Annotated in this window: 23 protein-coding genes and 1 tRNA gene; 19 read left to right on the top strand and 5 right to left on the bottom strand. The window is 65.8% G+C overall.

The features are described from left to right. Positions 1-16: 16 nt before the first annotated feature. Positions 17-970: an AAA family ATPase gene (locus AC5P6A_RS02450; protein WP_021202627.1), complete on the bottom strand. Its 954-nt coding sequence runs from the start codon at positions 968-970 to the stop codon at positions 17-19. A gap of 42 nt (positions 971-1012) precedes the next feature. Between AC5P6A_RS02450 and AC5P6A_RS02445 the strand changes: the two genes are divergently transcribed. Then, a complete protein-coding gene (locus AC5P6A_RS02445) occupies positions 1013-2848 on the top strand; it encodes a glycosyltransferase family 39 protein (protein WP_134730217.1) in 1836 nt (611 codons plus the stop codon). A gap of 101 nt (positions 2849-2949) precedes the next feature. Here AC5P6A_RS02445 and AC5P6A_RS02440 read toward each other — a convergent pair whose 3' ends face one another. Beyond that, a complete protein-coding gene (locus tag AC5P6A_RS02440) occupies positions 2950-3519 on the bottom strand; it encodes a Maf family protein (RefSeq protein WP_019659502.1) in 570 nt (189 codons plus the stop codon). A gap of 113 nt (positions 3520-3632) precedes the next feature. On the opposite strand from AC5P6A_RS02440, the gene AC5P6A_RS02435 reads away from it, so the two are divergent. The 14 genes from AC5P6A_RS02435 (at position 3633) to AC5P6A_RS02370 (ending at position 15066) form a co-directional block, all read left to right on the top strand. Continuing rightward, positions 3633-4142 (top strand): YceD family protein, encoded by a 510-nt coding sequence (locus tag AC5P6A_RS02435; protein ID WP_019659501.1) that lies wholly within the window; start codon positions 3633-3635, stop codon positions 4140-4142. Positions 4143-4249: 107 nt separating this feature from the next. Next, entirely contained in the window at positions 4250-4444 is a 195-nt protein-coding gene (rpmF, locus tag AC5P6A_RS02430) for a 50S ribosomal protein L32 (protein WP_005408308.1), read from the top strand. A gap of 91 nt (positions 4445-4535) precedes the next feature. Further along, complete coding sequence (locus AC5P6A_RS02425) at positions 4536-5513, top strand: beta-ketoacyl-ACP synthase III (RefSeq protein WP_019659500.1); 978 nt, start codon at positions 4536-4538, stop codon at positions 5511-5513. Between the two features lie 76 nt (positions 5514-5589). Further along, positions 5590-6372 (top strand): BUD32 family EKC/KEOPS complex subunit, encoded by a 783-nt coding sequence (locus tag AC5P6A_RS02420; protein WP_180876262.1) that lies wholly within the window; start codon positions 5590-5592, stop codon positions 6370-6372. Between the two features lie 147 nt (positions 6373-6519). Continuing rightward, positions 6520-7464 carry an ACP S-malonyltransferase gene (gene fabD, locus AC5P6A_RS02415; protein ID WP_346714638.1) on the top strand — a complete coding sequence of 315 codons (945 nt, stop codon included), beginning with the start codon at positions 6520-6522 and terminating at the stop codon, positions 7462-7464. Positions 7465-7545: 81 nt separating this feature from the next. Beyond that, the gene (fabG, locus tag AC5P6A_RS02410) at positions 7546-8289 is read left to right on the top strand and encodes a 3-oxoacyl-ACP reductase FabG (protein WP_005408312.1); all 744 of its coding nucleotides are present in this window, start codon (positions 7546-7548) and stop codon (positions 8287-8289) included. Positions 8290-8441: 152 nt separating this feature from the next. Then, entirely contained in the window at positions 8442-8681 is a 240-nt protein-coding gene (gene acpP / locus AC5P6A_RS02405; RefSeq protein WP_005415509.1) for an acyl carrier protein, read from the top strand. Between the two features lie 142 nt (positions 8682-8823). Beyond that, positions 8824-10086: a beta-ketoacyl-ACP synthase II gene (fabF, locus tag AC5P6A_RS02400; protein WP_058979438.1), complete on the top strand. Its 1263-nt coding sequence runs from the start codon at positions 8824-8826 to the stop codon at positions 10084-10086. A gap of 92 nt (positions 10087-10178) precedes the next feature. Then, positions 10179-11543: an aminodeoxychorismate synthase component I gene (locus tag AC5P6A_RS02395; protein WP_346714639.1), complete on the top strand. Its 1365-nt coding sequence runs from the start codon at positions 10179-10181 to the stop codon at positions 11541-11543. A 246-nt stretch (positions 11544-11789) separates the two neighbouring features. Next, positions 11790-12851: an endolytic transglycosylase MltG gene (gene mltG / locus AC5P6A_RS02390; protein WP_134734711.1), complete on the top strand. Its 1062-nt coding sequence runs from the start codon at positions 11790-11792 to the stop codon at positions 12849-12851. Next, positions 12848-13513 (top strand): dTMP kinase, encoded by a 666-nt coding sequence (gene tmk, locus AC5P6A_RS02385; RefSeq protein ID WP_019659493.1) that lies wholly within the window; start codon positions 12848-12850, stop codon positions 13511-13513. The genes mltG and tmk overlap by 4 nt, the downstream gene beginning before the upstream one ends. Further along, entirely contained in the window at positions 13510-14466 is a 957-nt protein-coding gene (locus AC5P6A_RS02380; protein ID WP_155029044.1) for a DNA polymerase III subunit delta', read from the top strand. Before tmk ends, AC5P6A_RS02380 begins: the two co-directional genes overlap by 4 nt. Further along, a complete protein-coding gene (locus tag AC5P6A_RS02375) occupies positions 14463-14816 on the top strand; it encodes a PilZ domain-containing protein (protein ID WP_005412452.1) in 354 nt (117 codons plus the stop codon). Before AC5P6A_RS02380 ends, AC5P6A_RS02375 begins: the two co-directional genes overlap by 4 nt. A gap of 175 nt (positions 14817-14991) precedes the next feature. Next, positions 14992-15066 (top strand) — tRNA-Val (locus AC5P6A_RS02370). Positions 15067-15135: 69 nt separating this feature from the next. On the opposite strand, the gene AC5P6A_RS02365 is transcribed toward AC5P6A_RS02370, so the two are convergent. Further along, positions 15136-16035, bottom strand: a complete 900-nt coding sequence (locus AC5P6A_RS02365) for a DUF6216 family protein (RefSeq protein WP_180876260.1) — start codon at positions 16033-16035, stop codon at positions 15136-15138. A 575-nt stretch (positions 16036-16610) separates the two neighbouring features. On the opposite strand from AC5P6A_RS02365, the gene AC5P6A_RS02360 reads away from it, so the two are divergent. Next, positions 16611-16991, top strand: coding sequence for a tautomerase family protein (locus AC5P6A_RS02360; protein ID WP_005415517.1), 381 nt, complete (start codon positions 16611-16613; stop codon positions 16989-16991). A 34-nt stretch (positions 16992-17025) separates the two neighbouring features. On the opposite strand, the gene AC5P6A_RS02355 is transcribed toward AC5P6A_RS02360, so the two are convergent. Both AC5P6A_RS02355 and AC5P6A_RS02350 read right to left on the bottom strand, forming a co-directional pair. Next, positions 17026-17925 (bottom strand): XVIPCD domain-containing protein, encoded by a 900-nt coding sequence (locus AC5P6A_RS02355; RefSeq protein ID WP_242015451.1) that lies wholly within the window; start codon positions 17923-17925, stop codon positions 17026-17028. 239 nt (positions 17926-18164) lie between these two features. Then, the gene (locus AC5P6A_RS02350; RefSeq protein WP_021202618.1) at positions 18165-18740 is read right to left on the bottom strand and encodes a hypothetical protein; all 576 of its coding nucleotides are present in this window, start codon (positions 18738-18740) and stop codon (positions 18165-18167) included. 241 nt (positions 18741-18981) lie between these two features. Between AC5P6A_RS02350 and AC5P6A_RS02345 the strand changes: the two genes are divergently transcribed. The 3 genes from AC5P6A_RS02345 to AC5P6A_RS02335 all read left to right on the top strand — a co-directional run bounded on the left by AC5P6A_RS02345 (position 18982) and on the right by AC5P6A_RS02335 (position 23163). Next, positions 18982-19377 carry a DUF2946 family protein gene (locus AC5P6A_RS02345; RefSeq protein WP_346714796.1) on the top strand — a complete coding sequence of 132 codons (396 nt, stop codon included), beginning with the start codon at positions 18982-18984 and terminating at the stop codon, positions 19375-19377. Positions 19378-19507: 130 nt separating this feature from the next. Continuing rightward, positions 19508-21646 (top strand): TonB-dependent receptor, encoded by a 2139-nt coding sequence (locus tag AC5P6A_RS02340; RefSeq protein WP_346714640.1) that lies wholly within the window; start codon positions 19508-19510, stop codon positions 21644-21646. Between the two features lie 11 nt (positions 21647-21657). Next, positions 21658-23163: a PepSY domain-containing protein gene (locus AC5P6A_RS02335; RefSeq protein ID WP_346714641.1), complete on the top strand. Its 1506-nt coding sequence runs from the start codon at positions 21658-21660 to the stop codon at positions 23161-23163. Positions 23164-23171 lie beyond the last annotated feature (8 nt).

The following is a 23171-nucleotide window of genomic DNA, read 5'->3' as shown; positions in this document are numbered from 1 at the left end:
CAGCGTGTGGCCACGTTCAATCCACCGCGACGGTCTGCAGGATCGCGCGTGCCAATGCCGGCCCCGAACTGGATTCGGCTTCCGCCACCAACCGGTGGCCGGCCACGGCGACGAACAGCGTCTGCACGTCCTCGGGCACCACATGCCCGCGACCCAGCAGCAGTGCATGTGCTCTGGCTGCACGCAGCAGCGCCAGGCCGGCACGCGGCGACAGGCCGACGCGCACGCCTGCGTGCTGGCGGCTGCGGGTCAGCAGGGCCTGCACATAGTCGATCAGCGCGTCGCTGGCATGCACCTGGTTCACCGCGTCGCGCAACGTGCGCACCTGGGTGTCATCCAGCTTCGGCACGGCCCGCGCGATCAGGTCGCGGCGGTCGCTGCCACGCAGCAGCTCGCGCTCGGCCTGGGCGCTGGGATAGCCCATCGCCAGCCGCAGCAGGAAGCGATCCAGCTGTGAATCCGGCAGCGGGAAGGTGCCTGACAGGTCCACCGGGTTCTGTGTGGCGATGACGAAGAAAGGGTCCGGCAGCGGGTGCGTCTGCCCGTCCAGGGTGACCTGCTGCTCGGCCATCGCTTCCAGCAACGCGCTCTGCGTGCGCGGGGGGGCGCGATTGATCTCGTCGGCCAGCAGTACGTGGGTGAATACCGGGCCTGGGTGGAACTGGAACTGGCGGCTGCCGGCTTCATACACCGACACGCCCAGCACATCGGCGGGCAACAGGTCTGAGGTGAACTGCACGCGCTGGAAACTGAGGCCCAGGCTGCTGGCCAGCGCATGCGCCAGCGTGGTCTTGCCCAGGCCGGGCAGGTCTTCGATCAGCAGGTGGCCGCCGGACAGCAATGCAACGAAGGCCAGCCTGACTTCCGGCACCTTGCCCAGCACCAGTGCGTTGACCTGATCCTGTGCCTCCCGCAGGGCCTGACGCAATTGATCGGTTAGCATGCTGGGATTGGGGGACGAGGCTGGCATGATCGTCTCAGATCTGGAATCCACTCGATTATCCATAGAGCAATGCAAGGCGAACAGCGCGCACGGACGATATTTCTCTGGTTATGGACGCTGGTCACAGCGGCCAAGCTGATCGTTGCCGCGCGCCTGCCGCTGTTCGTCGACGAAGCGTTCTATTGGCAGGAAGGCCAGCATCTGGCCGCAGCCTATTCGGACCTGCCCGGGCTGACCGCGTGGCTGGCCCGGCTGGGCGTTGAGATCGGTGGCCATCACGTGCTCGCGTTGCGCCTGCCATTCCTGGCCATCGGTGCGCTGCTGCCGCTGCTGGTGGTGCGCACGGCCACGCGCTGGTTCGGCAACGTGGCCGGTTGGCAGGCGGGCAGCCTCACGCTGTTGATGCCGTTGTCGGCGACGCTGGGCCTGCTGGCGGTGCCGGACGTGCCGATGGCACTGGCGGCGGTGATCTGCCTGCATGCCGGCGCGCGCCTGCTGCACAACGTGGATGCCTCCTCGGCGATGAAGCTGGCGCTGGGCCTGTTGATCGGTGCGCTCAGCCATTACCGCTTCATCGGTGTCATCGGCGTGGGTTTCATTGCGCTGCTGGCATTGCCGCAGGGGCGGCGCATGCTGGCCGATCCGCGCGTATGGGTCGCGTTGGCGGTGGGCGTGCTGGCGTGGCTGCCACTGCTGGCGTGGAATGCGGACAACCACGATGCCGGGCTGAAATTCCAGGTGGTCGAGCGTCATCCCTGGGCCTTCGAATGGGGCGGGCTGTGGTTCCTGGTGATCCAGCCGATGCTGGTGACGCCGATCCTGTGCATGGCGATGTGGAAGGTGGCGCTGGCAGGAACCCGGAGCGGTGGCGGCGCGCGCGTGCAGTGGCGCTATTTCGGCCTGGTGGGCGGCGTATCCACGCTGGGCATTTTCGTGCTCGGCTTCTTTACTGACGTCGAGCGGATCAGTTTCCACTGGCCGCTGCCGGGTTACCTCGCACTGCTGGTGGCGGTGCCGGTGGTGCTCAACGGCTGGCCGCGCTGGCTGCGCCGCACCGGCTGGTGGTTGGCCGGTGCGGGCATGGTGCTGGCCTTCGGCTACTACCTGATGGCCTCCACGCCGGCACTGCGCGAGCAGATGGCCGGCAGCAAGTACTACCCGCGCAATTTCGCCGGCTGGCAACCCCTGGCGGTAGCGGTGCGCGAGGAGTTGCGGCAGATGCCGCAAGGGACACGCGTGCTGGCCGGCAACTTCAAGGTCGGCGCTGAACTGGGTTTCCAGCTGGGCAATGGCAACATCGAGGTGCTGCCGCATCCGCTCAATGACAAGCATGGCCGCACCGCACAGCTGGCACAGTGGGGCCTGCTGCATCAGGGCGAGCGCACGGCGCCGATGCTGCTGGTGCTGTCACCCAGCGACCAGCGCTATCGCGAACTGCTGGCGCGCTATCACGCCATCTGCGATCAGGTGGGGCCGCTGCCTGCGCCACGCGTGGTCAGCAGTGATCACGGATTCCAGCGCTTCCTGTTGTTCCGCCTGCCGGTGCAGCGCGCGCAAGGGCCGTGCGTGACGCCGGCGATGGCGTGGCTGGATGCGCCGTCCAACGGCGAGAAGGTGTCCGGCACGCTCGCGATCAAGGGCTGGGCGTTCAAGGATGGCGTCGGCCTGGCGCGGGTTGAAGTGCTGGTCGATGGCCGCTCCATCGGTGATGCCCGCTACGGGCGTGTGTTCGACGTGCGCCACACCTGGCCGGACAGTACCGATCCGCAGCATCCGGCGGTGGGCTTCGACGCATCGTTGGATACCACCACGCTGGCTCCGGGCAAGCACTGGCTCGGGCTGCGCCTGCATGGCCGCGATGGCAGCGTGGAGGCGTGGCAGGAGCAGCCGTTCGAGGTTCGTTGAGGTCCTCTGATCCTGTAGAGCCGAGCCCATGCTCGGCTGCTTCTGCTTCAGATGCAGGCAGCCTCAAAAAAAACAGCCGGGCATGGGCTCGGCTCTACCGTTCACGGCACCGCGAAACCTGCCCTGCGCAGCAATCCGCATAGCGTGATCAGCGGCAGGCCGATCAGCGCGGTCGGGTCGCGGTTGTCGATGGCGTCGAACAGGCTGATGCCCAGGCCCTCGCATTTGAAGCTGCCGGCGCAGTCCAGCGGCTGTTCGGTGGCCACGTAGCGGGCGATCTCGTCCGGTTCCAGTGCGCGGAAGCGGACCTCGGTCAGATCGGTGGCCGTGAATGATGCTCCATCACGGCTGAGGCAGACGGCGGTATGGAAGTGCACGGTCTGCCCGGACATCGCCGCCAGCTGTGCGCAGGCGGCCTCGACCGTACCCGGTTTGCCCAGTGGCTGGCCGTTCAGGTCCGCGACCTGGTCCGAGCCGATCACCCACGCGCCGGGATGCCGGCACGCCACCTCGACCGCCTTGGTGGCGGCCAGGCGGGTGGCCAGGGCCAAGGGCGCTTCGTTGTTCAACGGGGTTTCATCCACCTCAGGGCGCGCGCAGTCGAAGGGCAGGCCCAGCCGCTGCAGCAGTTCACGGCGGTAGCGGGACGTGGAGGCCAGGACCAGTGACATGCGACAATACCGGGGCAGGGCGAAGCAGTCTGGCCCGTCTGCAGCGCCAGCGGCAAGTCCTGTATGGCGGGCATTTGACAGCCGCTGCTCCGATCCTTAGTATTCAGCGGCTTATGTCCGCGAACGTGCCCGAAACGCTGGATGCCTGGCGGATGGTTGTAGCGCGAAGGCGCTTCGACGGTCAGGTCTCCCTGGCTGAATTGACCCGCCTGCAGGGGTTGGTCGCAGATACCGACGGCGAGTGCGTCTACTCGCTTGAATTCGGTCGCGACGACGTCTTGCGGGTATCCTATGTGGAACTGACCATCGACACCGCGTTGCCGCTGACCTGTCAGCGCAGCATGCAGCGATTCCTGTTGCCGGTGAAGGTGACCCAGAGGCTTGGCCTGATCCGCGACGAGGACGAGGAATCGTCCCTGCCGGAGGAATACGAGGCGTTGCTGGTGCCGGAAGATGGCCAGCTGAAGCCGCTGGATCTGGTCGAGGACGAGCTGGTGCTGGCGGTGCCGGTGGTACCGCTGTCGCCCGACGGTGAAGCAGTCGACAAGGACTGGGCGCCGAGCGAAGAAGAAACAAAGAAGGCCAACCCGTTTGCGGCGTTGGCGGCATTGAAGAAACAATAGCAGCCGGTTGTCGTCGGCGGCTGCGGCGAAAGCGAAAAGTGTGCTGGGCGCTGGCGTCCTGTGCGACGAAACGACGAAGCAAAACGAACCGAGTTTGGAGCAATCCCATGGCTGTCCAGAAATCCCGTGTTACCCCGTCCCGCCGCGGCCAGCGCCGTTCGCATGACGCCCTGAGCGCCAAGCAGCTGTCGACCGACCCGACCACCGGCGAAGTGCATCTGCGTCACCACATCACTGCCGATGGTTTCTACCGCGGCAAGAAGGTCATCCAGACCAAGACCTCGGCCGTCGAAGAAGATTGATGTGCCGGGAAGGCCGCTGCCTCCGGGCAGCGGCCTTTGCCTTCTTTCCCGGGCGTGCCGGTGATCGGCGGCCCGCGCAACAGGAAACATGATGAGCAAGCGGATCTACTCGAGGATCGCGGGCACCGGCAGCTATTTGCCGGAAAAAGTCCTGACCAACGCCGACCTGGAAAAAATGGTCGAAACCTCGGACGAGTGGATCCAGTCGCGCACCGGCATTCGTGAACGGCACATCGCGGCCGAAGGCGAAACCACCAGCGACCTTGGCTACAACGCCGCCCTGCGCGCGCTGGAAGCCGCAGGCATCGACGCTTCGCAGCTCGACATGATCGTGGTCGGTACGACCACGCCTGACCTTATTTTCCCGTCCACCGCGTGCCTGATCCAGGCCAAGCTCGGTGTGGCCGGGTGCCCCGCCTTCGACGTCAACGCAGCCTGCTCGGGCTTCGTGTTCGCGCTGGGCGTGGCCGATAAATTCATCCGTTCCGGTGACTGCAAGCACGTGCTGGTGATCGGCACCGAAACGCTGACCCGCATGGTCGACTGGAACGATCGCACCACCTGCGTACTGTTCGGCGATGGCGCTGGCGCCGTCGTGCTCAAGGCCGACGAAGAGACCGGCATCCTCAGCACCCACCTGCATGCCGACGGCAGCAAGAAGGAACTGCTGTGGAACCCGGTCGGCGTCTCGAGCGGTTTCAAGGACGGCGCCAACGGTGGCGGCACCATCAACATGAAGGGCAACGACGTGTTCAAGTACGCCGTCAAGGCGCTGGACTCGGTCGTGGACGAGACCCTGGCCGCCAACGGCCTGGACAAGTCCGACCTGGATTGGCTGATTCCGCACCAGGCCAACCTGCGCATCATCGAAGCCACCGCCAAGCGCCTGGAGATGTCGATGGACCAGGTGGTGGTGACTGTCGACAAGCATGGCAATACCTCGTCCGGCTCGGTGCCGCTGGCGCTCGACGCCGCCGTGCGTTCGGGCAAGGTCGAGCGCGGCCAGCTGCTGCTGCTGGAGGCCTTCGGTGGTGGCTTCACGTGGGGTTCGGCTCTGTTGCGCTATTGATAGTGCAAGTTACGACAATGTGAAGCTTTGTCGTTGCGGCCCTCCGGGGCCGTAACGCGTTTAAGGAGGACCTGTCATGGTTGAGCCCATCGTCATCGAAGGGCAACGTGCCTGGCTGAAGCAGTACGGCAAGGGAAGCCGGGCGCTGGCCCTTGGCCTGCTCAATTTTGTTGCCCGTCGTTTCCACCTCGATGCCCTTCGTCCTCCTCCGCACCGTGGCGGCGACGCCGCACGCGAAACCGAGGCCCGCCGCCTTGCAGAACTGCAGGCGCAAGGTGTGAACGTGCCTGACGTGCTGGGCACCGGCCATGCCGCGCTGGTAATCGGCGACAACGGCAGCTCGTTCAATACCTGCCTGCGCCAGGCCGACGAGGCCGGTCGTGATCGGCTGGTCATGGCGGCGATGCAGGCCATTGCCCAAGCGCATGCGCGCGGCGCCTATTTCGGCCAGCCGTTGCCGCGCAACCTCACCTGGGATGGCGACAAGGTCGGTTTCATCGACTTCGAGGAAGATCCACTGGAAGTGATGGACCTGTCCGAAGCCCAGGCCCGCGACTGGCTGATGTTCGGCTATGGCGTGGCCAAGTACTATGCCGACCGCCCCGAGCACCTGCAGGCGATGATGGCCGAGGCGATGGGCGGTGCCCAGGCACCGGTGCGCGAGCACGTGCATGCGGTCAGTGGCCGCCTGCGCAGCCTGGCCAGGGTCTGCATGAAGCTGGGCCGGTCAGCGCGCGCGCTGGCCCATTCGATCTTCATCACCCACGGTGCCAGCACTGCTGGCGTGCTGATGCTGGTGGGCCTGTGCGTGGATTTCCTCGCCGACGGCGATCTGGACGTCCTGCAGCTGTTCTGCTGATCGTCGGCCGGGGTCAGATCCCATTTCCGGTGGAAAAGGGATCTGACCCTGTCATTGCTCCATACGCCTGCATACGCGCACGTACAGACGACACAGCGGATTCCGCCTTATCATGGCCCGCTTCGATTGCAACAAGCGGATGACCGCGTGACCGTATCCACCCTCGCTTTTGTCTTCCCCGGCCAGGGCTCGCAGTCTGTGGGCATGCTGGCCGAGCTGGCCGAACTGCACCCGCAGGTGCGTGAAGCCTTCACCGAGGCATCCGATGGTGCCGGTGTCGACCTGTGGGCGTTGTCCCAGGGCGGCCCGGAGGAAATGCTCAACCGTACCGAATACACCCAGCCGGCCCTGCTGGCCGCCAGCATCGGCGTGTGGCGCGCCTGGAACGCCGTGGGCGGTCCGCGCCCGTCGGTGCTGTCCGGCCACAGCCTGGGCGAGTACACCGCCCTGGTCGCCGCCGGCGCGCTGAGCCTGCATGACGGTGCGCACCTGGTGCGCCTGCGTGGCCAGCTGATGCAGGAAGCGGCACCGGCCGGTGTCGGTGCCATGGCCGCCGTGCTCGGTGCCGAAGACCAGCTGGTGCTGGATGTCTGCGCCGAAGCCGCAGGCAGCCAGGTGGTGGTGCCGGCCAACTTCAATTCGCCGGGCCAGATCGTGATCGGTGGCGACGCCGATGCGGTCGACCGTGCACTGGTGCTGCTGGCCGAGAAGGGCGTGCGCAAGGCGGTCAAGCTGGCCGTCAGCGTGCCCTCGCACACCCCGCTCATGCGCGAAGCCGCCAACCGCCTGGCCGAAGTGATGGCCGGCCTGTCCTGGCAGGCGCCGCAGCTGCCGGTGGTGCAGAACGTCGATGCCCAGGTGCACGACGGCGTGGACGCCATCCGCACCGCGCTGGTCCAGCAGCTGTACCAGCCGGTGCAGTGGACCGGTTGCGTGCAGGCGCTGGCCGCCCGCGGCATCACCCAGATCGCCGAGTGCGGCCCAGGCAAGGTGCTGACCGGCCTGGTCAAGCGCATCGACAAGGCCATCGACGGCCGTCCGCTGGCCACGCCGGGCGACTTCGAAGCCGCCCGCGAGGCATGGTCGGCCTGACCTTCCCTGTTCCTGCCGGCCGTACCGGTGGCCGCTGCAAGCGGCACGGTGCGGCGGCCGCTCCCGTCTGAGGAAAACATCATGAGCAAGCCCCTGCAGGGTGAAATCGCACTGGTCACCGGTGCCAGCCGTGGCATTGGCGCCGCCATCGCCGATCTGCTGGCCGCCCAGGGCGCCACCGTCATCGGCACCGCCACCACCGAATCCGGCGCTGCCGCGATCGGCGAACGCCTGGCTGCCCACGGCGGTCACGGCCGCGCGCTGAACGTCACCGATGCCGCCGCGCTGGACAGCGTGCTCGATGGCATCGCCAAGGAATTCGGCCCGATCTCGATCCTGGTCAACAATGCCGGCATCACCCGCGACAACCTGCTGATGCGCATGAAGGACGAGGACTGGGCGTCGATCATCGACACCAACCTGACCAGCGTGTTCCGCACCAGCAAGGCGGTGATGCGCGGCATGATGAAGGCACGCAAGGGCCGCATCATCAACATCGCATCGGTGGTGGGCGTGACCGGCAACGCCGGCCAGGCCAACTACGCCGCGGCCAAGGCCGGCATCATCGGCTTCAGCAAGTCGCTGGCCAAGGAAATCGGTTCGCGCGGCGTCACCGTCAATGTTGTCGCACCTGGCTTCATCGACACCGACATGACCAAGGCGTTGCCGGAAGAAGCGCGCACCGCGCTGATCAACGACATCGCCCTCGAACGCCTGGGATCGCCGGAAGACATCGCCCATGCGGTAGCCTTCCTGGCCAGCCCGGCTGCCGGTTACATCACCGGCGAAACCCTCCATGTGAACGGCGGCATGTACATGCCGTAAGCAAGGGGCGCAGGGATTGCGCCGCAAGTGGTTGATCTGCGGGGGTTTTTGCTGCAATGCAAGGCCGCGCCGGTTTCCACTACACTATCCCACGGCCATCGCCCTTGATGGCGACCACTTTTGAACCACAACTCCATCTGGAGCGAGATCCCATGAGCACCATCGAAGAACGCGTCAAGAAAATCGTCGTCGAACAGCTTGGCGTCAAGGAAGAAGAAGTCACCAACAGCGCATCGTTCGTCGATGACCTGGGCGCTGACTCGCTGGACACCGTCGAGCTGGTGATGGCCCTGGAAGAAGAATTCGAGTGCGAGATCCCGGACGAAGAAGCCGAGAAGATCAGCACCGTGCAGGCCGCCATCGACTACATCAAGGCCCACGTCAAGGCCTGATGTCAGACGGCAGTGCGCGCGCGGGCTCACGCTCGCCGCGCACCGCACCCCATGGGGCCGCAGTTGCGGCCCCGTGTGTTTGGGCATCACACCGAAGCAAACCGTGTTACCCGATTGAACCTTCGGGTCAGGAGAATCAGCAATGAAGCGTCGCGTCGTCGTAACCGGCCTGGGTATCGTCTCGCCGTTGGGCAATGATCTGGCCAGCAGCTGGGAAGGCATCACCCACGGTCGTTCGGGCATCGGTCCGCTGACCAACATTTCTGATGCCTACCTGGATCGGTTCACCACCAAGATTGCCGGTGAGGTCAAGGGATTCGACATCACCGCCGACAATGAACTGTTCGGCAAGTTCCGGGTCAGCGGCAAGGATGCCAAGAAGATGGACCCGTTCATCCATTACGGCCTCGGTGCCTCGTTCATGGCCCTGCACGACTCGGGCCTGGAGATCACCGACGCCAATGCCGAGCGCATCGGCGCCATCGTCGGCGCCGGCATCGGCGGCCTGCTCGGCATCGAAGAGCAGACCATCGAGTTCCACGAGGGCAAGAAGATCTCGCCCTTCTACGTGCCCAAGACCATCATCAACATGCTGCCGGGCCAGCTGAGCATCATCACCGGCCTGAAGGGCCCGTCGTTCTCGGCGGTGTCGGCGTGCGCGACCTCGAACCATTCGATCGGTACCGCGATGCGCATGATCCAGTACGGCGACGCCGACGTGATGGTGGTCGGCGGTGCCGAACGTGGCTCCTCGCCGACCGCACTGGGTGGCTTCTGCGCGATGAAGGCCATGAGCACCCGCAATGACGCCCCGGAACAGGCTTCGCGCCCGTGGGACAAGGACCGTGACGGCTTCGTGCTGGGCGACGGCGCCGGCATCCTGATCCTGGAAGAGTACGAGCACGCCAAGGCGCGTGGCGCAAAGATCTACTGTGAACTGGCCGGCTTCGGCGCCAGCTCCGACGCGTACCACATGACCGCACCGAGCGAGAACGGCGAAGGCGCCGCGCGCTGCATGGTCATGGCCATGAAGGACGCGGGCGTGACCCCGGAACAGGTGGGTTACCTCAACGCGCACGGCACCTCCACGCCGCTGGGCGACCTGGGCGAGACCATGGCCATGAAGACCGCCTTCGGCGACCACGCCTACAAGATGATGGTCAGCTCCACCAAGTCGATGACCGGCCACCTGCTGGGTGCTGCCGGCGGTGTGGAAGCGATCTTCTCGGTGATGGCACTGCAGGACAACGTCATTCCGCCGACCATCAACCTGCAGCAGCCGGGCGAAGGCTGCGACCTGGACTACGTGCCCAACGAAGCACGCCAGGCCAAGGTCGACGTGGTGATGTCCAATGGCTTCGGCTTCGGCGGCACCAACGGCACGCTGGTCTTCAAGCGCGTCTGACCGAGTTGTAGCGTCGGGCCATGCTCGACGCCGCGTTCTACGGAGCCGCCGCAAGGCGGCTTCCGTGCATCTGAACCCCAGAACTGGCTGCCATGACCCACGCACCGCTGATCCACCCGCTGCCGCACCCGATCGACCTGCTGGCCCTGCAGCAGCATGACCCGGCGCGCTTTCCGCTGCTGATGGAATCCACTGCCTCGGGCACCGCGCAGGGCCGCTGGAGCCTGCTGCTGGCCGCGCAGGGCGATCGCCTGCGACTGGATGCGGATGGCCAGGTGCGCGACCAGCACGACGCGGTGCACGCCGGCAGCTTCCTGCAGGTGCTGGACCGTGCCTGGCAGCGCGAACGCCTGCCGCATGACGGCAGCCACAGCCTGCCGTTCCGCGGCGGCTGGGCGTTGATGCTCGATTACGAAGTGGCCAGCCAGATCGAACCGGTGCTGCCGGCGCGCGCACGCGAGGACGGCCGCCCGACCGCGCTGGCGCTGCGCTGCCCGGCCGCGGTGCTGCACGACCACCAGAACGACGCCAGCTTCGTCATCGCCGAAGCCGGTGAGCAGACCCTGCTGGAGGCGCTGATGGCCTTGGCGTCGCAGGCATTGCCGGAGGCCGGGCAGGGCTGGCAGCCGCCGCAGTCGGTCGGCGAGGATGCGCCACAGCGCTTCACCGATGGCGTGCGCCGGGTGATCGACTACCTCCGTGCCGGCGATGTGTTCCAGGTGAACCTGTCGCGGCGCTGGAGCGCGCAGTTCGCCGCGCCGGTCAGCCCGCAGGCGTTGTATGCGCAGCTGCGCCGTGCCAACCCCGCACCGTTCGCCGGGTTGTTCAGCGCGCACGGCCGCCACGTGGTCAGTTCCTCGCCGGAACGGCTGGTGTCGGTGCATGCCGGCCACGCGCAGACGCGTCCTATTGCCGGCACGCGTCCGCGCTTCGAGGGCGACGATGATGCCGCGCGCATCCAGGAACTGGTCGGCCACCCCAAGGAGCGTGCCGAGCACGTGATGCTGATCGACCTGGAGCGCAACGACCTGGGCCGTATCTGCCTGCCCGGCACCGTGGTGGTCGATGAGCTGATGACCGTGGAGAGCTACGCGCATGTGCACCACATCGTCAGCAACGTCAGCGGCCACCTGCGCCCGGAGGTCACGCCCGGCGAGGTGATCGCCGCCACGTTCCCGGGCGGCACCATCACCGGCTGCCCCAAGGTGCGCTGCATGCAGATCATCAGCGAGCTGGAGCAGGTGCCGCGTGGTGCCTACACCGGCGCGTTCGGCTGGCTGAACCGCGATGGCGACCTGGACCTGAACATCCTGATCCGCACCGCCGAAGTGGACGGCCAGGAGGTGAGCTTCCGCACCGGCGCCGGCATCGTGGTCGATTCGGACCCGGACAAGGAACTGGACGAGACCCGCGCCAAGGCCCGCGGCCTGCTGCGCGCGCTGGGCCAGCAGGGCTAGGCGTGCACCGGTAGTGCCGGCCGCTGGCCGGCAACGCCATTCCCCCACGGTGGGTGCCGACCGTTGGTCGGCACGGAGTCCTCCATGGCCATTCATCCACGCATGGCGTGGATCTACTGATCGCCGCGCCAGGCATGGATTGTGGTGGGTGCCGACCGTTGGCCGGCACGCAGGCGCCACGCCGGTCATGACCCCAATCCACCGGCACGGTATCCTGCACGACGGAATCGGGTTCAGAGGTAGTCCATGGCGGAAGCCAAGCGCGGGTGTCTGTTCGTGGTAACGCTGGTGGTGGTGCTGGCTGCCGTCGTGGCCGGCGCGGGCGCGTGGTTCTTCTACCAGCAGACGCGGTTCGCCGACGCCCCGATCACCCCGACCGCCGAGAGCGTGGTCATCGCCAGCGGCGATGGCATGAACAGCGTGCTGCGCAAGCTGCGCGACGCCGGCGTGGACGAGGGCCAGGACACCCAGTGGCAACTGCTGGCGCGCCAGCTCGATGCGGCCGGCAAGCTGAAGGTGGGCGAGTACGCGCTCAGTGGCGAGCTGACCCCGCGCGAGCTGTTGCTGCGCATGCGCGCCGGCAAGGTGCTGCAGCACCGCGTCACGATTGTCGAGGGCTGGAACATCCGCCAGCTGCGTGCTGCACTCAAGCGCGCCGAGCCGCTGCTGCACACCACCGACAACCTGGATGACGCCGCGTTGATGCAGCGCCTTGGCTTCGGTGGCCAGCACCCGGAAGGCCGCTTCCTGCCGGAGACCTACGTCTACCAGCGCGGCGACAGTGATCTGGACGTGCTCAAGCGCGCCCACGCCGCAATGGAAAAGGCGCTGGACGAAGCCTGGGAAAGCCGCGCGCCGGACCTGCCGATCAACACGCCCTACGAACTGCTGACGCTGGCGTCGATCATCGAGAAGGAAACCGCGCTGGCCAGCGAGCGCCCGCAGATCGCCGGCGTGTTCATGCGCCGCCTGAAGATCGGCATGCGCCTGCAGACCGACCCGACCGTGATCTACGGCATCGGTGCCGCGTATGACGGCAACATCCGCCGCCGCGACCTGACCACCGATACGCCGTACAACACCTATACCCGTGCGGGCCTGACCCCGACCCCGATCGCCATGCCCAGTCGCGACGCGCTGATGGCCGCCGCGCAGCCGGCCGCCGGTGACGCGCTGTACTTCGTCGCCGTGGGCGACGGCAGCGGCGCGCACGTGTTCTCGCCCAGCCTGGACCAGCACAACGCCGCCGTAGCCCGCTACCTGCAGCAGCTGCGCCAGCAACGTACCCAGGAGACCCCGGCGCAATGAGTCCCGCGCTGCTTCGCCACCCGCGTTTCGTCAGCCTGGAAGGCGGCGAGGGCGCAGGCAAGACCACCGCCATCAATGCCATCCGTGACTGCCTGCGCAGCCACGGCCACGAGGTGGTGCTGACCCGCGAGCCGGGTGGCACGCCGCTGGCCGAGCGCATCCGCGGCCTGGTGCTGAAGCCCGATGCCGAGATCGCTGCCGAGCCGCTCAGCGCCGAAGCCGAGTTGCTGCTGGTGTTCGCCGCACGCGCCCAGCATGTGCGCCAGGTGATCCGGCCGGCGCTGCAGCGCGGTGCCTACGTGCTGAGCGATCGCTTCACCGATTCCAGCTACGCCTACCAGGGCGGCGGCCGTGGCCTGGATCCGCAGTGGATTGCCGACCTGGAGCGCCGCGCGGTCGGCCTGCTGCCGGGCCTGACCCTGCTGCTGGATGTGGATGTGGCGGTGGGCCGCGCCCGCGCGAATGGCCGTGACCTGTGGCCGGACCGCATCGAGAGCGAGCAGGACGATTTCTTCCAGCGCGTGCGCGCCGTGTTCCGCAGCCGCGCACAGCAGGACCCGCAGCGCTTCGCGCTGATCGACGCCGGCCAGGTGCAGGAACGCGTGGCCGCCGATGTGGTCGCACGTATCGAGCGTTGGCTGCAGGACGGGGAGGGCGCATGAGCACGTTTTCGCCGTGGCAGCAGCGCGCGTTCGACCAGACCGTGGCCGCGCTCGACGCCGGTCGCCTCGGTCATGGCCTGCTGATCTGCGGCCCGGCCGGGCTGGGCAAGCGCGAGGTGGCGCTGGCGCTGGCCGACCACGTGCTGGCGCAGGGTGATGCAACGCACGCCACGCGCACGCGCCAGCTGATCGCCGCCGGCACCCATCCGGACCTGCAGCTGGTCAGCTTCATTCCGAACAAGAGCGGCGACAAGCTGCGTACCGAGATCGTCATCGAGCAGGTGCGCGAGATCACCGAAAAGCTGGCGCTGACCCCGCAGTACGGCGTGGCGCAGGTCGTGATCGTCGATCCGGCCGATGCGATCAACCGTTCGGCCGCCAACGCGCTGCTGAAGACGCTTGAGGAGCCGCAGCCCGGCCGCTATCTGTGGCTGATCAGCAGCGATCCGGCACGCCTGCCGCAGACCATCCGCAGCCGTTGCCAGCGACTGGAATTCAAGCTGCCGCCGCAGCACGAAGCACTGGCCTGGCTGCAGCAGCTGGGCCACAGTGAAGCATCGGTGCGCGAAGCGCTGGAGGCCGCCCGCGGCCATCCCGGCCAGGCCGACAACTGGCTGCGCGAAGACGGCCTGAGCCTGCGCCGCGAAGTCGGTCGAGATCTGGAACAGCTGGCCGCCGGCAAGACCGGCGCGGTGGAGCTGGCGCAGAAGTGGTGCGGTGATGACAACGCGTCGCTGCGCCTGCGCTTCGCTGCCGATCTGGCGCTGGCCCAGGCCAGTACCGATGCCTTGACCACGCCGGAGCGATTGCACAAGCTTGCAGCCTGGTTCGATGCGGCCAACCGCACCCGCGACCTGCTGCGCACCACGGTGCGTGCAGACCTTGCGGTGGTCGAGTTGCTGCTGGCCTGGAACAAGGTGAACGAGCGGCCTGCCGCAAGGGGAAATCGATGAGTGCCAGCAACGCCCGCCAGGGCATCCTGTCCCTGGCTGTGAAGGACAAGGCCGCGCTGTACAGCGCGTACATGCCGTTCGTGAAGAATGGCGGCATCTTCGTGCCCACACCCAAGCGCTATTTCCTGGGCGACGAGGTGTTCCTGCTGCTGACCCTGCCCGATTCCAGCGAGCGCCTGCCGGTGGCCGGCAAGGTGATCTGGGTGACCCCGGCCGGCGCACAGGGCAACCGCACCGCCGGCATCGGCGTGCAGCTGGCCGACGGTGCCGAAGGCGAGGGCGTGCGCCACAAGATCGAGACCCTGCTGGCCGGCCTGACCGGCTCGGACAAGCCGACCCATACGATGTGATTCCGGTAGCGCCGGGCTGGGCTCGGCTGCATGCCCCGAAACGCCTGTGAACCCGCTGTTCTGTAGAGCCGAGCCATGCTCGGCTGCGCACCCCGAAAACACCCGTGAACACGAATGTGAAAAAGTGTTGACGGCCTCTGAAAAGCCCCTATAATGAGCGGCTCAGCAACACACCGGGCGGTTAGCTCAGCGGTAGAGCATTGCCTTCACACGGCAAGGGTCACAGGTTCGATCCCTGTACCGCCCACCAAATAGAACCCTGATTTTTCAGGTGTTATGAAGAAGCCGGCCTTGAGCCGGCTTTTTCGTGTTTGCTTGATCAGTGGTCGGAACGTCGACGCTGTCCAAAAATCGACAGGTGAATGCAAAGCTTCCGGGGTCTCGCAATGACGGCCTGCTGTGCAGCGGGGTTTGTCTTCTGAAGGCGCTGCGCGAGATTCTGCGCGGTGAGACCTTGAATCATGAGGATGAACGTGAAAACGCTCATTCCCCCACACAATACAGCTAAGTAGATCAAACTGCGGCGCTGGGCCTTGACTTCCTCGTTGATAACTTTGGACAGTTTGGCATCGTTGAAGACCTCACACAGAATTTCCTTGTCCCTCGGGCTGAGCCAGTTGGAGGGCTTCGGCTCGCCCGAGCGTGGCGCAAGGGGTTGGCAGAGGACATTTTTCTCGATGGTCACGCCTTTGAGAAACCAATTGCGTTGGGATACATGGTCTGGCGAGAGCCAGATTTTTGTTCCTGTCTCCTTGAGCGACGTCATGAAGTCACCTTCAGTAGACATGCCGGCTAGGATGACAGCAGGAACGAAGAAGAATAGGGCAAGCAAAAAAACAATGATGTTCTGCCCTCGGCGCGGCAACTGCTTTTCACGCATGGTCAGTGCAGAAATGTCGAACGCCCTTCCCGCTCGGCTAATCAAAGATAGAGGGATGTTTTTTGCAAGGGCGAACGAAATAACACCCTCTGCATCTTGCAGTGTTTCCGCCTTTATCCCGCTGCTGAATCGAAATGCGAGAAGCGACGATTCATCCAAAATATGTTGATTTATTGTTTCGTTGGTCAGGTCGCGCCTTGAGACGAAGATCCGGATCAGCCGTAGTCTTATGTGATGGAGTGACTCTGCCCGATACCAAAGATAGATAAATCCAAAGAGGATGAGCGCCGGTGGCACTATCACCGGAAGAATATTGATGAATGGAATTTCAAGCAGCATGTTTGGCTGTTATATGTTAGGGGTGTGCTTCCGAGATCGGCGATGCTTCCGGAAACTTTATAGTGGAAATTCTTCTCCATCTGCGTGCGCGACTGACGGCTGTTTGCAATTCGCGCCGTAGTCGATCCCCACGCACCGGCCGCCATTGAAGGCAATCGGTGCATTCTCTCTGCTGCGACGTAAACCGCAGCGATGAGTATTCGTTCGTTTATTCGAGACGCCAATCCCGGCCAAGGTGTCTTGCCCCGGCGCGGCGATCTTCAAGCCGGGCAATCACATCGGTCTGTAAGGAAAATTCTCAACTGTCCCTAGGCAGGCCAGACGTTTCCCGATGTGTGCCGTCCAGCACCCGCGAGTAGTGCGGCCCATCACTGATGGCGCACATCGCCGCCCCTGGCGACCGTGCACATGACGACTCCGGAGGGATGCCGCCACGGCAATCGCGTCACCCCGCGCGGCGGAGGCGGGACCATGCCACGCATGGAGCCAGAGGGTTCCATCCCTGCGCTGTCCCGCCGCCCCGGGCAGGCGTAGTCTCAGCCTGTCGTCGTACCCATCCACTCTGGAGTGCCACCATGCCGCTCGCCCGCATCGATCTTCGCAAAGGCAAATCCGCCGACTACCTGCAACGCGTCGGCGAAACCATCTACCAGGCCATGCGCGCGGTGGGGGTGCCGGAAAACGATCGCTTCCAGATCTTCCAGGAACACGCGCCCGGCACGCTGATCTACGATCCCGGCTACCTGGGCGTGGATCGCACCGACGACTTCATCTGCATCCAGATCACCTGGAACGAAGGGCGCACGCTCGAGCAGAAAAAGGCGTTGTACGCCGGCATCGCCGATGGACTGCATGCGGCGGTGGGCATCCGCCGCGAGGATGTGTTCATCAATCTGGTGGAAGTGAAGAAGGAGAACTGGTCGTTCGGGAACGGTCAGGCGCAGTACGTGAGTTGATGCGGGAACGGTGCCTGCGCCTGATGCGGCTGGGTCAGGCCATGCGCGGCGACGCCTGCTGTTGTGCCTGTTGCTCGTCCTGCGCCAGCCGGCTTGCGTCGCGGGATTGCTGCTGCACATTGGCCTGCTGATACAGCGTATCCGCGTCGCCCTGCTGCGTATCGAGCAGGGACAGGCGCTGGCGATTGGCGGCAGGGTCCGGCGAGGCGGTGTCGCCGCTGCGATGCAGGAATACGTAGCCGGGTGCCTCGGCGGTGCTGTTTGAACTGAATGCCACCTGCAGCGTGTCCTTCTCGCTGAAGCCGGCCTGCACCGCCGCGTGGGTCAGATGGCCGGCCAGTCGTTCGTGCTCCTGGCCGGGGGGCAGTCCCTGCTGTTCGCTGGCCTGGGCGAGTGCGGTACGCACTTTCTGGTCCAATGCATGAAGGCTGTGCCCCGGTGCGCGCGCGTCCGCAGCCAGACGCTCGCTCAAGGGGCCATCAATGCCATCGGTTTCGCTGAGCAGACGCTGCTTCAAGCTGCGCTCGGGCAAGGGATGAGTGGTGGTGCGGTTGAGTTCGCTGTTGGGGAAAGGGGGCTCAATGCTGTCCACGCCATGGATGTTGCGCAGCGGACGATAGCCGTCCTTGCCCTGTGACTGGACGCCCAGCGGAATGCGGACATCGGGCAGCAACTGGCCGACGGGGCCGCCGATGCTGTTCACGTCCAGGCTGTGCTTGCGCTGGATGCCGGCATGATTCAATGCGCCCCAGGTGAAGTCCACGCAGTTGTGGCGCACGTCGGCATAGTGCTTGCTGAAGCCGTGCGCCACTGGATCGTCGCCGAACGCCTTGAGCTTGTTGTACTGGGCTTCGGTGATTTCCAGAGAGCGCGTGTAATGCGGGTTCTTGTAGGTCTTTGCATCGCTGTCCACGATGTCGCCAGGTCCGTTCATGCTGCCGTGCTTGATCGGTGCAAAGCCGTAGCTCGCTGGATCTTTCCCCGGTGCTCGCAGGACGTAGAACATGTGACCGGGCCCGGATGTCTGCGGGGAACCATCCGGATTGCTCAGCGGCTGCTGCGTTACGGGGTCGAGAAGCGGTGTACCCGGTGCCGCAATGACGATATCGACGATGTAGCGTGGCTTGTCCAGGTGCGTGGTGTTCCTCCTGGAAGGTGTACGAAGGCGCTGCGCTACTTGGCGAGCGGACGCGATTCGTGAATCAGCATCCTGGCGCTTGCGCCACGAAGTGGTGCGATGTCTTCAACCGTGCTGACCTGGACCCGATACCGGCCATGCGCCTGCAACGGCAGCAACGCGACATGCAATCGGTATGCGCCATCGCTGCCCCGTTGGATCTGGGCGTAGTTCAGACCCTTACCGCGGTGCCAGTCTGGCAGTGGCTGGCCAGATTGCGACTGTGCGATCTGATACGCGTCGGGGCTTGCCAGCGGCTGCCAAGTGCCGCCGGACCATTGCTGAAGTCCAACGCGTAAAGGAATGTGCAGGTCGCGCGGAGAAGCAGCATCTGGCGATGGGGAGACGTGCTGCAGATCCAGTTCCACCGCATAAGTGCGGTAGCTGGCAAAATTGCGCGCCGTGGTTTCGAACTCGAACTGCACCTGCTGGCCGGGCGCGTCCACGGCGATGGGCTGTGAGAGTTCCAGCGGCTCTGGCGGTGGGGGCGGCCCCTTGTCGGCGCAGGCAGCAAGCAGCGCGGTCAGGCCGAGCAGGCTGATGCGCTGCCGGTGTGTGATGCGGGTGGTCATGCAGATTCCTCTGGCTCCTTGCCGTGGCCAATTGAACCCTAACGTTGGCGAGGCAGAGCCCGCAAGCGCAGGGACCGCGGTGTGGTGCATTCACATGTCGCCGCGCGAGGCGAGCTCCTGCGTCACCGTGTCGCAGGGGGCAAACCCTGAACGGGGTCCAAGGTTGGCCATGGCCCCGTAGAATGGCGACGTGCGCCGTTCTGTTCTCCACCGCCGGTTCCAGGCCCTGGCATGGCTTGCCATGCTGCTGGTGCTGCTTGCCCCGCTGGTGAGCCGCTGGCTGGCGCATGGTCACGTGGCTGCCGCTGCGCCGGTGGCGGCCATGGACCACGCAATGCAGGCAGAACATGCGCAGCACGCGTTGGAAGGGCACCACGACCATCACGCGATGGCGATGCCGCACGGCGAGACCGCAAAGAAGCCGCCCGCCGATCCGCATGCCGATCATGAGATGGGCGTGAATTGTGATTACTGCCTGATTGCAGCGCGGTTGATCACCCTGTTGGTGGCGGCAGTGCTGCTGTTGATGCCGATGGCTCCGGTGTGCCGCGCGTTGCGCGGTGCGGTGCAGACGTTGCCGCAACGGATCAGCGGCACATTGGGAGCGCGTGGGCCGCCGGCCTTGATGGCCGTCTAAGCCGCACGCGCGTTGCATTGATCGTTTTTCCATGAGGTTGCCGGCCACGGCCGGTACCCGCACGCGCGTGTTTGTCCCTTTCTGATTGCTGCCCTGCCATCGCGGGGTGGCCTTGCATGCCGTGAAAAAAATGAAAACGAACCCCAGCTCCGCGCGCCTGCGCCGGGCGACGCTGCCTGTCCTGTGCGCGTTGCTCCTGCATGCTGCGCCCCTGCTTGCCGCCGACGCGGCACCCCCGACCACGCTGGATACCGTGCGGGTGGTCGATACCCGCAGCGGCGAGCTGTCCTCCACCGCCAGCGCCGGCTCTGCATTGGGCCTGAGCGTGCTGCAGACGCCGGCCAGCCTGACGGTGATTTCGCGCGAGCAACTGGAGCAGCGCGGCGACAGCAACCTCACCGATGCGATCAGCCGGGCGGGTGCGATCAGTGCGATGCCGCACCCGGGCAACGGCCTGAGCGCGCTCTCCAGCCGCGGCTTCACCGACGGTGCTTCGGTGATGCGGCTGTACGACGGGCTGCGCCAGTACGGCGGCGTGGGCATCACCTTCCCGTTCGATACCTGGTCGATCCAGCGCATCGAAGTGCTGCGCGGCCCGGCCTCGGTGATCCATGGCGACGGGGCGATCGGCGGCGTGATCAACATCGTGCCGAAGAAGCCCACGCGCGGCGCCATCGAGAACGAGATCAGCGTAACCGTGGGCAGCGAGGACACCGCGCGGCTGGGCTTCGGCAGTGGTGGCGCGCTGACGCCTGAGCTGGCCTATCGGGTTGATGTGAGCGGCAACTACAGCGGTGGCTGGGTTGATCGTGGACGCAACAGCGACGCGACATTCTCCGGTGCATTGCTGTGGCAGCCACGTGCGGACCTGCAGCTGACGCTCACCCATGCGCAGGGCTACCAGCAACCCATGCGCTACTTCGGCACGCCGCTGGTCGAGGGCCGCCAGCTGGAGGCGCTGCGCCACCGCAACTACAACGTCGATGACAGCGAGATCCGCTTCCGCGACCGCTGGACCCAGCTCGACGCGCTGTGGACACCGAACGCGAACGTGGAATGGCGAACCCGCGTCTACCAGATCGACAGCCAGCGTGATTGGCGCAATGCCGAGGCCTATGTCTACAACCGCGCTACCGGCTTGATCGATCGCTCGGGCAATACCGAGATCACCCACAACCAGGACCAGACCGGGCTGACCTCGACGCTGCGCGTGCAGGGCAATGTGGGCGGTAGGGCGAACAGCTTCGCGGTGGGCCTGGATGCCAACCGCGCGCACTTCAAGCACACCAACAACACCTATGCTGGCAGCTCGGGCCCGGTCGATCCGTTCGATCCGGTGCCGGGCCGGTTCGCCAGCGACGCGCCGAACCTGCCGCGCTATCGCAACCGCGCCGAGCAGTACGCGCTGTTCGTGGAGGACCGGCTGGCGTTGAGCGAACGCTGGTCGGTACTGGGTGGGCTGCGCCACGACCGCGCGCGCATCGATCGCACCGATCTGATCAGTGGCCAGAACGCGTTCTCGAAGACCTACAGCAGCACCGGCTGGCGTGCAGGTACCGTATTCGCGCTGCAGCCGGCGCTGAGCCTCTACGCGCAGTACTCACAGGCGGCGGACCCGGTCAGTGGACTGCTGATGATCAGCCCAGCCAACGGTGCCTTCGATCTGGCCAAGGGCCGGCAGATCGAGGTGGGCCTGAAGCAGGCCTTCGATGGCGGCGAGTGGACGCTGGCGGCGTATCGCATCCGCAAGACCGGTCTGCTCAGCCGTGATCCGCTGGTGCCGGATCGCCGGGTGCAGGTGGGGGCGCAGACCTCGCGCGGTATTGAAGCGTCCTTGAACTGGAACTTCGCGCCGCGTTGGTCGCTTGATGCCAACGCGACGGTGCTCAGGGCTGAGTTCGAGGATTTCCTGGAAACCACGGGTTCGCCGGCGGAGCTGGTATCGCGCGACGGCAACGTGCCGCCGAACGTGGCCGAGCGCCTGGCCAGTGTGTGGCTGAGCTGGCAGTTCGCACCGGACTGGAGTGCGGCGGGTGGCGTGCGTTACGTCGGCAAGCGCTACGCCGACAACGCCAACACCTTGGAGCTGCACGGCTACAGCACCACCGACCTGGCACTGACCTGGCAGGCGGCACCGCGCACGCGGCTGTCCGCGCGGTTGTTCAACGTGTTCGACAAGGCGTACTACGCGACGGCGTACTACACCAGCACACAGTGGTTGCTGGGTGCGGACCGCCGCGTCGAGTTCACGCTCGACCACCGCTTCTGAGGACGCCGGCGATGTCGCTGCGATCCACCGCCAAGCGCTGGACCTACCTGGTGCATCGTTGGCTGGGCATCGGCGGATGCCTGCTGATGCTGCTGTGGTTCGTCAGCGGCATGGTGATGCTGTTCATTGGTTACCCGAAGCTGACGCCCGGCGAGCGGCTGGCGGCGTTGCCGGTGCTGGGTGAGGCCCGCGACCTGCAGGGGCTGTCGGTACTGCCTGCCGCCGTGCAGGCCGAGCCGGAGGCTGTGGCATTGACCACGCTACGCGGCGAGCCGGCGTATGTGGTGCGAAGTGGCAGCAACGTGGGCGCCTGGTCTGCCGTGACCGGCCAGGCGCTGCTGCCGGTGTCGGCACAGCGTGCCGAAGCGTCCGCTGCACAGTTCGCCGGAGGCCCGGCCTTCGTGGGTGCGATGCGCGTGGACGAGGACCGCTGGACGCATTCGCGTGCACTGGACGCGCATCGGCCGCTGTATCGCGTCGAGGTGGGCGGTGAGCAACCGGGCGACCTGTATGTGTCCTCGCGTACCGGTGAAGTCGTGCTGGACGCGCCGCATATGCAGCAGCGCTGGAACTATGTGGGCGCCTGGCTGCACTGGTTGTATTTCCTGCGCATGCAGTCGGTGGACCCGGTGTGGACGTGGGTGGTGATCGTGTTGTCCGCGCTGTGCACGGTGGCCGCAGTCAGCGGCATCGTGGTCGGTGTGTGGCGCTGGCGTTTCCGTGGGCACTATCGTTCCGGTGCGAAGACACCGTACGTCGAGCCGTGGATGCGCTGGCACCATCTGATCGGTCTGGTGGCAGCGGCCTTCGTGTTCACCTGGATCTTCAGTGGCCTGATGTCGATGAATCCATTGGGCGTCTTCAGCAGCACGCATGAAGCGATTGATGTTGAGCACTATCGTGGCGGCGCGGTGGCGGTGGATGGCACGTTGGCTGAGCCGGCGAGGCTTATGGCTGTGGCCGATGCTGGGCGCTTCCGGCCGGTGGAGATCCAGTGGCGACGGATCGGTGGTGAGCTGTTCGCGGTGTTGCTGGACGGGCAGGGTGATACTCGCATCGTGTCCGGCGGCAGTGGGCACCTGCAGGTCGCACGGTGGCTGTCGGCCCCGTGGCTGCAGCAGAAGGTGCGCGCGTTGTCCGCTGCGCCGATGCAGGGTTTCATGGTGCAGCATGCAGCGGACGCCTACTTCTATCCGCGTGCGCCCGAGGCCATGAACGGCGCAGCGGTACGCCGCTTCCCGGTGGCGTTGGTCGACTTTGGCGATGCCGAGGCGACGCGCGTCTATCTCGATCTGGCGACCGGCGATCCGCTGCTGACGATGGGGCATCGCGAGCGGGTGGGGCGCTGGTTGTTCTACTTCCTGCACAGCTGGGACCTGCCGGCGATGCTGCGCCAGGAAGGTGTCCGGCTGGCGGTGTTGCTGCTGCTGAGTGCTGCTGGCACCGCGTTGTGTGCCACGGCGACGGTGATCGGCTATCGGCGGTTGCGGATGAAGCTGCGGCGCAGGCGGCGTTGATGCCTTGG

This window comes from Stenotrophomonas sp. YJH_SMC_20 (assembly GCF_059367845.1).
This window is presented reverse-complemented; position numbering and strand designations above follow the sequence as displayed.

Excerpts from the sequence above, each read along its gene's own strand:
- AC5P6A_RS02435 (WP_019659501.1), top strand. The coding sequence starts at position 3,633 with ATGTCCGCGAACGTGCCCGAAACGCTGGATGCCTGGCGGATGGTTGTA.
- AC5P6A_RS02445 (WP_134730217.1), top strand. The coding sequence starts at position 1,013 with ATGCAAGGCGAACAGCGCGCACGGACGATATTTCTCTGGTTATGGACG.
- AC5P6A_RS02355 (WP_242015451.1), bottom strand. The coding sequence starts at position 17,925 with ATGAACGGACCTGGCGACATCGTGGACAGCGATGCAAAGACCTACAAG.
- AC5P6A_RS02440 (WP_019659502.1), bottom strand. The coding sequence starts at position 3,519 with ATGTCACTGGTCCTGGCCTCCACGTCCCGCTACCGCCGTGAACTGCTG.
- AC5P6A_RS02450 (WP_021202627.1), bottom strand. The coding sequence starts at position 970 with ATGCCAGCCTCGTCCCCCAATCCCAGCATGCTAACCGATCAATTGCGT.
- AC5P6A_RS02345 (WP_346714796.1), top strand. The coding sequence starts at position 18,982 with ATGCTGCTGGTGCTGCTTGCCCCGCTGGTGAGCCGCTGGCTGGCGCAT.
- fabG (WP_005408312.1), top strand. The coding sequence starts at position 7,546 with ATGAGCAAGCCCCTGCAGGGTGAAATCGCACTGGTCACCGGTGCCAGC.
- AC5P6A_RS02380 (WP_155029044.1), top strand. The coding sequence starts at position 13,510 with ATGAGCACGTTTTCGCCGTGGCAGCAGCGCGCGTTCGACCAGACCGTG.
- acpP (WP_005415509.1), top strand. The coding sequence starts at position 8,442 with ATGAGCACCATCGAAGAACGCGTCAAGAAAATCGTCGTCGAACAGCTT.
- tmk (WP_019659493.1), top strand. The coding sequence starts at position 12,848 with ATGAGTCCCGCGCTGCTTCGCCACCCGCGTTTCGTCAGCCTGGAAGGC.
- AC5P6A_RS02335 (WP_346714641.1), top strand. The coding sequence starts at position 21,658 with ATGTCGCTGCGATCCACCGCCAAGCGCTGGACCTACCTGGTGCATCGT.
- AC5P6A_RS02395 (WP_346714639.1), top strand. The coding sequence starts at position 10,179 with ATGACCCACGCACCGCTGATCCACCCGCTGCCGCACCCGATCGACCTG.
- AC5P6A_RS02350 (WP_021202618.1), bottom strand. The coding sequence starts at position 18,740 with ATGACCACCCGCATCACACACCGGCAGCGCATCAGCCTGCTCGGCCTG.
- AC5P6A_RS02340 (WP_346714640.1), top strand. The coding sequence starts at position 19,508 with ATGAAAACGAACCCCAGCTCCGCGCGCCTGCGCCGGGCGACGCTGCCT.
- rpmF (WP_005408308.1), top strand. The coding sequence starts at position 4,250 with ATGGCTGTCCAGAAATCCCGTGTTACCCCGTCCCGCCGCGGCCAGCGC.
- AC5P6A_RS02375 (WP_005412452.1), top strand. The coding sequence starts at position 14,463 with ATGAGTGCCAGCAACGCCCGCCAGGGCATCCTGTCCCTGGCTGTGAAG.
- AC5P6A_RS02425 (WP_019659500.1), top strand. The coding sequence starts at position 4,536 with ATGAGCAAGCGGATCTACTCGAGGATCGCGGGCACCGGCAGCTATTTG.
- AC5P6A_RS02420 (WP_180876262.1), top strand. The coding sequence starts at position 5,590 with ATGGTTGAGCCCATCGTCATCGAAGGGCAACGTGCCTGGCTGAAGCAG.
- fabF (WP_058979438.1), top strand. The coding sequence starts at position 8,824 with ATGAAGCGTCGCGTCGTCGTAACCGGCCTGGGTATCGTCTCGCCGTTG.
- AC5P6A_RS02360 (WP_005415517.1), top strand. The coding sequence starts at position 16,611 with ATGCCGCTCGCCCGCATCGATCTTCGCAAAGGCAAATCCGCCGACTAC.
- AC5P6A_RS02365 (WP_180876260.1), bottom strand. The coding sequence starts at position 16,035 with ATGCTGCTTGAAATTCCATTCATCAATATTCTTCCGGTGATAGTGCCA.
- mltG (WP_134734711.1), top strand. The coding sequence starts at position 11,790 with ATGGCGGAAGCCAAGCGCGGGTGTCTGTTCGTGGTAACGCTGGTGGTG.